Raw genomic sequence first — 8,334 nt, forward strand, 5'->3', positions numbered from 1 at the left:
GGAATGATGTTGTCTCCGAACTGCGCCACCCCGACGGCAATCCACGCTACTACCGCATAGTGCGTTTCCCAATCATCCACACCAAGGGGCAAGAGCCGCAAGCGATCACCTGTATTTGGGTCGATGTCACCGAGCGCATAGTAGCTAACCAGCGCATGGAAGAGGTCAACCAAAATCTGGAGCACATGATCAATGAGCGCACCCATGAATTAATGTCTGCTAAAGATGAAGCACTGGCCGCGTCCCAAACCAAAGCCGAATTCCTGGCCAATATGAGCCATGAAATTCGCACGCCGCTCAATGCGATTATCGGTCTCGCGCATATTGCCCTCGCCAGTAAACCCGAACCCAAGCAGCGCACTTATCTGGAAAAAATGCGCGACTCAGGTGAGCATTTGCTGCAAATTATTAATGATATTTTAAATTTCTCGCGTATGGAGGCGGGTAAGCTGACGCTCGATCACAGTGAATTTTCCATCGATCAATTGGTGGATAAAACAGTCGATCTGGTGTGGGATAAAGCAGCGGCAAAAGGCCTGCAGGTGAATGTGGAAATCGATGCGCAAATTCCCAAGGTGCTACTGGGTGATTCACTCAGACTTGGCCAAATCCTGATTAACTTCTGTGCAAACGCGGTGAAGTTTACTGATCACGGCAGCATCAGTATCCGGGTAACCAAAGTGCGCGATTGGCAAGAGCGCGTCGAATTATTATTTGAGGTGGAAGATACCGGGATCGGGATTGATGCTGAAAAAGTGCAAAATTTATTTCAGCCATTCCAACAGGTGGATTCCTCCAGCGCACGCCGTTTTGAAGGCACGGGTTTGGGCTTGTCGATTTGTAAAAATCTGGCGGATTTAATGCAGGCGCGCATTGATGTCAAAAGCACCGAAGGGCAGGGCAGTTGTTTCCATTTGCGTGTGCAATTGGAAAAAAATAATCGCGCCCCAGCGCCCAATATTTTGCAGCCCGGTACCAGCACCAAAAAATTATCACCCATTAACTGCAGCATTTTGGTGGTGGAAGATAATTTGCTCAATCAGGAAATTATTTTATCGTTGCTCGAATCCATGGAGGCGACAGCTATCTGTGTTGGCTCGGGGCCAGAAGCCATCGACATTATCCCGCAGCAAGCTTTTGATCTGGTGCTGATGGATATTCAATTGCCGGGTATGGACGGCGTTCAAGCCACCGCGCGTATCCGTGAATTGGCCGAAGGAAAACATTTGCCGATTATTGCGGTAACCGCTAATGCTTTGCCGGGTGATAAAGAAGCTTATCTTGCGGCGGGTATGGATGATTATTTATCCAAACCGATTGAGCCTGCGCAATTGCACCGTGTCTTGGAGCAGTGGGGGCACGCCTGTCGTGTTGCCGATGATCTGGTACCCAAAGCCAGCAGTTTTGAATTTTTGCACAATGGCGGAATCGACACGGCGCGCGCGCTGCATAATTTAATGAGCAATGAAGCGCTCTATCGCCGCCTGCTTGAACGTTTTGCACGTGAGCGCGCAGAGTTTCCTGTGCAGTTAGCCGCACTGCTGGAAAACAATCAAGCGGAGGCGCTTAATCAGGTGCATTCGTTAAAATCCCTGGCGGGCAGTTTGGGCATGAGCCAGTTGGAAATTATTTGTTTTAATCTGGAACAGCAGTTGCACACGGGGGAGTGGCAGCAAGAAATAGTGGATAAACTGGGTGACGAATTAACCGCTATGACGGAATTGGTAGCACTCGGTTTGAATCTGCAGCACAATTAATATTGTTTGTTAACGTCATTTTTCAATAGGGGTCGCTATGCACACACTTATGGTTTTGGTCGGTGGCTTTGTATTGCTATTTTTTTGCCAGTTGGTTGCGCGGGTATTTGCCGGTGCCGGGGTAAAACCCATGGCCAAAGCGGAGCTGCTCTTTATTCCGCTCTGGTTTGTCATAGCGGCAATCAATATGTGGATCGGCATCAATCACGCGGGCTATACCTTTATGCAAGAGTTGCCCATCTTCCTGTTGGTATTTGGTGTTCCTGCTGCGGCCGCGTTGCTTACCTGGTGGCGGCTCACGCATTTGCAAAAAGGAAAATAATGGATGTTGTCTTTACTTCGCGCTCGCGGCGGTGATCAGGGTAGTAGTAACCAAAGTGGCAAGGTCACTATGGTTGAACTGTTTTTCGATTTGGTATTTGTATTTGCCATCACCCAAATCTCCCATTCACTGCTCGCACATTTAACACTCGACGGCGCGATCAAACATTTTTTGCTTTTGCTCGCCGTCTGGTGGGTATGGATCTACACCTCCTGGGTTACTAACTGGTTGGATCCTGACCGCTTGCCAGTGCGTTTGTGTTTGTTTGCGTTGATGCTTGCTGGCTTGTTGATGTCTGCCTCCATTCCCGATGCGTTTGGCGAGCGCGGATTATTATTTGCCTGTGCTTATGTGTGTATGCAAGTGGGACGCACAGCATTTTTCCTCTACGCGATCCGCAACAGCGCGCGCAATTTTGTGCGCAGTTTCCAGCGCATTTTTATCTGGTTGTGCCTCTCGGCCGTGTTCTGGCTCGCTGGTGGATTTGCGGAAGGGCAGCAGCGTTTTATCCTCTGGTGCATCGCTTTTTTTATTGAATTTATTTCACCTGCCGCACTTTTTTGGGTGCCGGGTTTGGGGCGTTCAAGCACAACCGATTGGGATGTGGAAGGCAACCACATGGCTGAGCGCTGTGCCTTATTTGTGATTATTGCGCTGGGTGAATCGCTGCTGGTGACCGGTGCAACCTTTGCAGACCAAGAGTGGAATACCAATGTTATCGCCGCATTTTTGGTGGCGGTGATTGGTTCAATCGCACTCTGGTGGATTTATTTTGATTCAGGTTTGCAGCGTGCCCACCACCGCATCCTGTACTCTGCCGACCCCGGCAGCCAGGCGCGCCTCGCTTACACTTACATGCACGCGCCGATTGTAGCGGGCATTATTGTCTGCGCGGTGGCCGACGAACTGGTGCTCGCCCATCCCGACCATGTAACTCCAGCGGGGGTAGCGGCCATTATCGGCGGCCCTGCGCTGTATCTATTGGGCTGCATGTTGTTTAAATGGGTGACCAATGACCGTCGTACGCCACCTTTGTCACACATGGTTGGTTTGGTGTTGCTGCTCGCTGCTATACCGCTCGCCACCCATCACCATTTCTCTGCATTGGCATTGAGTGCGGTCACTACGGGAGTTCTGGTTGTGGTAGCAGTATGGGAGACAATGGCGCTAAAAAATAAATTTTCATTCCGATAATAATTATATTGTCATTTATGGCAGGTCTTTTTGTAAAAAGTCGTTGCGAATCACAAGAACATTAAAATTTTTCTGTTAGCGTGGTGCCTGTTTTAAGCTAATCCTGCGATACAGTGACTCGCAATCTCTTCACAAAAAAGATCGGAGGTTATTATGGGTGCCATATTTTCTTGTATTGCGAAGCAACTAAAAAAAATGACCTTTCCTGCGGTAGTTGCATTGGTACTGACAGGAGCAAGCTCCGCCAATGCAGTTATGATTGATTTTGACGACATTCAATACGTCCCTGCTGATGAATTATTTCCCCATTTTTCTGATAATCCACTCACTGACCAGTATCTCGATAAAGGTTTATTGATTGATGGCGGTTTTTTGGTAGGTCAATCCTTTCCTGATGGCACCAATGACAACCAGCTGCTCGGGAGTAATTTTTTATTGCTCCGATTTGTTGGGAACTTGCCAACCTATGTCAGTATGTATGTCAGTGCGGCACACGAGCAGGCTGTATTTCTCAATGCCTTTGGCGAAGATGGTTGGCTCGCACAACAGCAAACATCAGGTTATGCAGGCCCTTACAATGAAACACCTTATATCGATAATCAGTTAGTGAGTTTTTATGCACCCGAGGGGATTTCTTTTATTACACTGGAAGCCTTTTATGGATTAAGAACGGGCGCTGTGGTGGATAATTTATTTTACGACTATTCCACATCGGTTCCTGAACCATCACTATTCATATTGTTGATAAGCGGCTTGTTAATGATTGCACTGAGTTCTGTTATTCATAGGCAATGCGAACTGGTTGAAAAATAATCCTGGTTGAAAAAAACCGGCAGGAAATTGGCGCAGATAGTGTGCACCAATGCCCTGCCAGTTTTATTTTTTGCATTGGTTATTGCGCGGGTTCTTCACCCGGCAACATCACCATCCAACCCACACCAAATTGGTCAGTGACCTGCCCGTAGAGCGGAGACCAAAAGGTTTTCATCAGAGGCATATCTACTTTTCCACCGTTGCTCGCAAGTGCGGAAAAAATACGGCGAGCTTCATCTTCATCAGGAACATTCAGTGCCAGGCGAAATCCACTGAATTTCTCCACATCATTGCAACCATCAGATGCCATTACCCGCACATTGCCGAGGCTAAATTCAGCATGCATGACTTTATTTTCAAAACCGTCTTGAAGCATTCCCTCGGGAACAGCATCAGGGCTCTCGTTAAAACGTATCAGGAATTTAATGTCCGCACTTAAATGTTGTTGGTAAAACGCCAAGGCTTCATCGCAGCGTCCAGAGAAAAATAAGTAGTTGTTCACTTCTACTTTTTGCATGGCCAGTGCTTGGCGCAATGCAGCATCTTTTTCTCGTGATACGCCATCGGGGTCAGCAACTGCAAAATCCTCGATCTCATAAAAGGTGCGGATCTCGATATCCGACTCTTCCTCTTCCATCGGATTAGGGCATTTCTTCACCCACTCAACGGCCTCTTCCATGGATTTCACATTCCAAATCCAATAACCGGCAATTAATTCATTTGTTTCAGTAAAGGGGCCAGTCGTCACTACCCGCTTGTCGCCGCTAAAGCGCACACGCAAGCCTTGGCTGCTGGGCTTAAGCCCGTCGCCCGATTCCATAATGCCGGCTTTTACCAGCTCCTCATTAAAATTCATCATCGCTGTCATCAGCGCCTCAGTGGGCATTTTCCCCGCTTCAGAACCGGGCGATGCTTTTACTATGACCATGACTTTCATTGTGGTATCTCCTATATAAACCAATGTTTAGGGTGGGTTTTGTTACTTGCTACCCAATAGTCGAACGGTGTTTGGGGAAATCGACAGCGCGATTAAAATAAAAACTGAAAAAGTTCCTGCGCATGGGATATCAAATAAAGCAGGCAACCTATACATCCACCCACGATGGTGCCGTTGATGCGGATATATTGCAGATCTTTGCCTATATTCAATTCAATCTGGCGTGACATTTCTTTGCTATCCCAGCCTTTCACCGTATCCCGGATATGTGTCGTTAGGAATTGTGCAAAATCCGGAGCCATTTTTTTTGCTGCGTCTTCCATATGTTGATTAAGGGATTGGCGTAAATTTGCATCATGCGCCAGGGTTTCCCCTAACCATTGACCGGCAGCACTGATTTTTTGATGCAGCACGGAATTCTCATCTGCACAGTCGCGTTTGAGCCAGTCTTTTAAATCGCACCAGAGTTCACCCATATAGGTATTAAAGGTTTCATCATTTTTTAAGTAGCGTTTGATTTCCTCTGCCTTTTCAAAAAACTCGGGATCTGTTTTCAAGCGTGCAATAAAATCGTTGGTGTAGCCATCAAATTTAATGCGCAGTTGATGGTCAGGGTTCTCGTTGATCTCATTCAATAAGCGGCTCGCTGCTTTAATTGCAATGTCAGCTCCGGTGCGACCAACCCAACCTGAAGGCATAATTTTTTCGGCAACCGGATGTTCATCTTTAAGCCAGTCAACAATTCCTTCGGCGATAAAGGTCTGCGTCTCGTCCTCGGCTAAAATTGATGCAAACTGATTAATCCCTTCGTTAAGCAGGGCCTGGTGGCGATTATTTTTAGTCATGACGTCCAGGAGCATGCCAGCAGATTGGGATAAATCGATTTTATCCAGCATGGCATGAATCGCTTTAGTCATGAATTTTTGCACAGCGGCATCTTCGATAAAATCGAGCATGCCTGCGGTTATTTTGACTAAATAGTTGCCCAGTTTTTTGGTGTTGTCGGCGGCACACAACCAATCTGCCGCTTTTTGTGCAGGATCGTGTTTTTGAATGAGCGCAACAATGGATTCCACATCCAGAAATTTTTCACGCACAAACAGCGCTAGATTATCTGCAATTTTATCCTTATTTTTGGGAATGATTTCGGTGTGCGCAGAGACCATTGGAATGGGGACGCGTTTGAACAGCGCCACTACCGCAAACCAGTCTGCCAGCGCGCCCACCATAGCCGCTTCAGATATCGCCCTCATTAATCCGACCCACCATCGCTCGGCAGGCAAAAATAACGTAATAATAAAAGTGAACGCGGCAAACGCCAGAAAATACATAGCGAGGCGTTTTGATTTTTGCAGTTCGATTTCTTTAGTCATTCATTGATCACTCCCTTACAACACTGCTATTTTCTGGTGGCGAGGGTAACACCGCTAATCACCAGTAAAGCTCCGAGTAATTGCACCAGTGTAATGGGCTCATGCAATATCAGGGCGCCAAGAAATAAAGTAATCACCGGGCCAATACTACCAAGAATTGCCGCACGGCCACTGCCAATAACACTAATGCCCTTGTTCATTAAAAAACTGGGAATAACAGTACAAAAGAACGCAAGAATAATAGCTAAAACATATACCGGTTGCGGTTGCTTAAGGTTAGCAACACCTTCCAGCGTTAAACTGTGCAGTATCACGCCTACACAAGCGGATAGCATGGCGTAAGCCGTGAAACGGCTGGCACCGGCTTTGGGAATCGTATCGCCCGCCAGGACGACAAATAAAGCGAAGAAAATGGTACTCAGGATAACCAGACCCGTACCCAGCAAAGTGTAGTTCCATTCGCTGGTTAAGCGTAAATCCTGAATAAATACCAACAACATGCCTGCATAAGCCAGTGCCAATGCAATTTTTGTTTTACGTGTTATTTTTTCCTTTTTCCAAAATGCCAACATCAATAACACCAGTGTTGGATAGATGTACAAAATCAATCGCTCCAAGCCCGCCGAGATATATTGCAGCCCCATAAAATCGAGCAGACTGGAGACGTAATAACTCAACAATCCCAGCCCAATGATTTTCCAGCCATCACCTTTTGCGAGTGGTGTGAGTTGTTGGGTTTGCAACCAGAGCGCAACCGCCGCATAAAATGGAATTGCAAATAACATACGCAATGCCAGCAATGGCGTAGCGGTGATTCCATATTGATACGCGAGTTTGATGACAATCCCTTTTGCTGCAAAACAAAAGGTGCCAACAAGAATACAAATAATACCGATTAACGCAGGAGGATATTTCATGGCGGGGTTCAATGTGGTGGGTACGAAATCATAAAGGGGGGGTGGTAACTACTCAATTATCAATGGTAACAACCGCATCGCCAGCTGTTTCATTGATCACCTGCTGCGTAAACAATTCCGCTTGCGCGGCGGCCAAGCTAATATCCAGGGTAACGCGCGTCGCATAATCCACATTCAATATTTGCCCGTCATAGATATTCACCAAATGGCGAATTTTTGTTTCTTTGGCGAAATCCACTGCGATGTGAAGTTGGACGCAGGGTGTCACCTCCACTAATTGCGCGCAATTCACTGCTGCAGAGACTGCACCCGAGTAGGCGCGCACCAATCCGCCCGCCCCTAATTTTACTCCACCAAAATATCGCACTACTACAGCGAGTGAATTACCCACGTCGCGTTCAGTGAGCACATGCAACATAGGTTTTCCCGCCGTGCCTGAAGGTTCGCCGTCATCGCTAAATGCTTGTGTCTGCGGCTGGCGGGTATTTCCGATCACATATGCCCAGCACACATGGGCCGCATCGGGATATTGTTTTCGGTAGCATTCAACATGTGCCATCGCTTCATCACGCGAAGTAACAGGGTGTAGAAATGTTAAAAATTCACTGTTTTTTTCTTCAGTGGTTGATGCAATAGGGGCGGCGAGAATGGTGTAGACGGACATGGAATCGCTCAGGGTGAAAACGAAAGCGGGAATTATAGTGCAAGTTACACTGCGAATTCGATTTCTATGAGGGCAAGCATCGACAATCAAGGCGAATATTTTTCCGCATTTGCTGTTGTGCTCAGTCAATGACTATTGTTGATTACTTAACAAATTTCTCACCCCACAATTCCCCTCAGCGCCTCAACATGCCCTGCAAACGCCTTGCGTCCTTTAGATGAGAGTGACAACCAGGTTCTCTGCCTTCCATCGCTGTTTTTTTTGTTAACAACCACATAATCCGCATCGCCAAGCGATTTAATGTGTTTGGAAAGTACAGAATCGCTCACACCCAATTGTTCGCATAGGGTTACAAAT

Annotated in this window: 9 protein-coding genes; 4 read left to right on the forward strand and 5 right to left on the reverse strand. The window is 47.1% G+C overall.

Annotated elements, in window-relative coordinates; genetic code table 11:
• The 4 genes from ACWA6V_RS12845 to ACWA6V_RS12860 form a co-directional block, all read left to right on the forward strand.
• Positions 1 to 1,757, forward strand: a 1,757-nt coding sequence (locus ACWA6V_RS12845) for an ATP-binding protein (RefSeq protein ID WP_449522863.1), incomplete at its 5' end; no start/stop codon positions are given.
• A gap of 37 nt (positions 1,758 to 1,794) precedes the next feature.
• Entirely contained in the window at positions 1,795 to 2,079 is a 285-nt protein-coding gene (locus ACWA6V_RS12850) for a hypothetical protein (protein ID WP_310075041.1), read from the forward strand.
• A gap of 3 nt (positions 2,080 to 2,082) precedes the next feature.
• The gene (locus tag ACWA6V_RS12855; protein ID WP_449522864.1) at positions 2,083 to 3,273 is read left to right on the forward strand and encodes a low temperature requirement protein A; all 1,191 of its coding nucleotides are present in this window, start codon (positions 2,083 to 2,085) and stop codon (positions 3,271 to 3,273) included.
• A 153-nt stretch (positions 3,274 to 3,426) separates the two neighbouring features.
• Positions 3,427 to 4,086 carry a hypothetical protein gene (locus tag ACWA6V_RS12860; RefSeq protein WP_449522865.1) on the forward strand — a complete coding sequence of 220 codons (660 nt, stop codon included), beginning with the start codon at positions 3,427 to 3,429 and terminating at the stop codon, positions 4,084 to 4,086.
• 79 nt (positions 4,087 to 4,165) lie between these two features.
• On the opposite strand, the gene ACWA6V_RS12865 is transcribed toward ACWA6V_RS12860, so the two are convergent.
• From ACWA6V_RS12865 to ACWA6V_RS12885, 5 genes are all read right to left on the reverse strand, one after another.
• Positions 4,166 to 5,023, reverse strand: coding sequence for a YciI family protein (locus ACWA6V_RS12865; RefSeq protein WP_449522866.1), 858 nt, complete (start codon positions 5,021 to 5,023; stop codon positions 4,166 to 4,168).
• Between the two features lie 92 nt (positions 5,024 to 5,115).
• On the reverse strand, positions 5,116 to 6,396 hold the full coding sequence (locus ACWA6V_RS12870; RefSeq protein WP_449522867.1) for a DUF445 domain-containing protein: 1,281 nt from the start codon (positions 6,394 to 6,396) through the stop codon (positions 5,116 to 5,118).
• A 26-nt stretch (positions 6,397 to 6,422) separates the two neighbouring features.
• Positions 6,423 to 7,313, reverse strand: coding sequence for a DMT family transporter (locus tag ACWA6V_RS12875; protein ID WP_449522868.1), 891 nt, complete (start codon positions 7,311 to 7,313; stop codon positions 6,423 to 6,425).
• A 52-nt stretch (positions 7,314 to 7,365) separates the two neighbouring features.
• Positions 7,366 to 7,977: a YigZ family protein gene (locus tag ACWA6V_RS12880; protein ID WP_449522869.1), complete on the reverse strand. Its 612-nt coding sequence runs from the start codon at positions 7,975 to 7,977 to the stop codon at positions 7,366 to 7,368.
• Positions 7,978 to 8,135: 158 nt separating this feature from the next.
• A partial coding sequence (locus ACWA6V_RS12885) for a transcriptional regulator (protein WP_449522870.1) occupies positions 8,136 to 8,334 on the reverse strand: 199 nt, incomplete at its 5' end.

Source organism: Cellvibrio sp. (assembly GCF_053579595.1).

What these genes read in the sequence shown, in the direction of transcription:
- ACWA6V_RS12860 (WP_449522865.1), top strand. Translation starts at nt 3,427, where the DNA reads ATGGGTGCCATATTTTCTTGTATTGCGAAGCAACTAAAAAAAATGACC.
- ACWA6V_RS12850 (WP_310075041.1), top strand. Translation starts at nt 1,795, where the DNA reads ATGCACACACTTATGGTTTTGGTCGGTGGCTTTGTATTGCTATTTTTT.
- ACWA6V_RS12855 (WP_449522864.1), top strand. Translation starts at nt 2,083, where the DNA reads ATGTTGTCTTTACTTCGCGCTCGCGGCGGTGATCAGGGTAGTAGTAAC.
- ACWA6V_RS12875 (WP_449522868.1), bottom strand. Translation starts at nt 7,313, where the DNA reads ATGAAATATCCTCCTGCGTTAATCGGTATTATTTGTATTCTTGTTGGC.
- ACWA6V_RS12880 (WP_449522869.1), bottom strand. Translation starts at nt 7,977, where the DNA reads ATGTCCGTCTACACCATTCTCGCCGCCCCTATTGCATCAACCACTGAA.
- ACWA6V_RS12865 (WP_449522866.1), bottom strand. Translation starts at nt 5,023, where the DNA reads ATGAAAGTCATGGTCATAGTAAAAGCATCGCCCGGTTCTGAAGCGGGG.
- ACWA6V_RS12870 (WP_449522867.1), bottom strand. Translation starts at nt 6,396, where the DNA reads ATGACTAAAGAAATCGAACTGCAAAAATCAAAACGCCTCGCTATGTAT.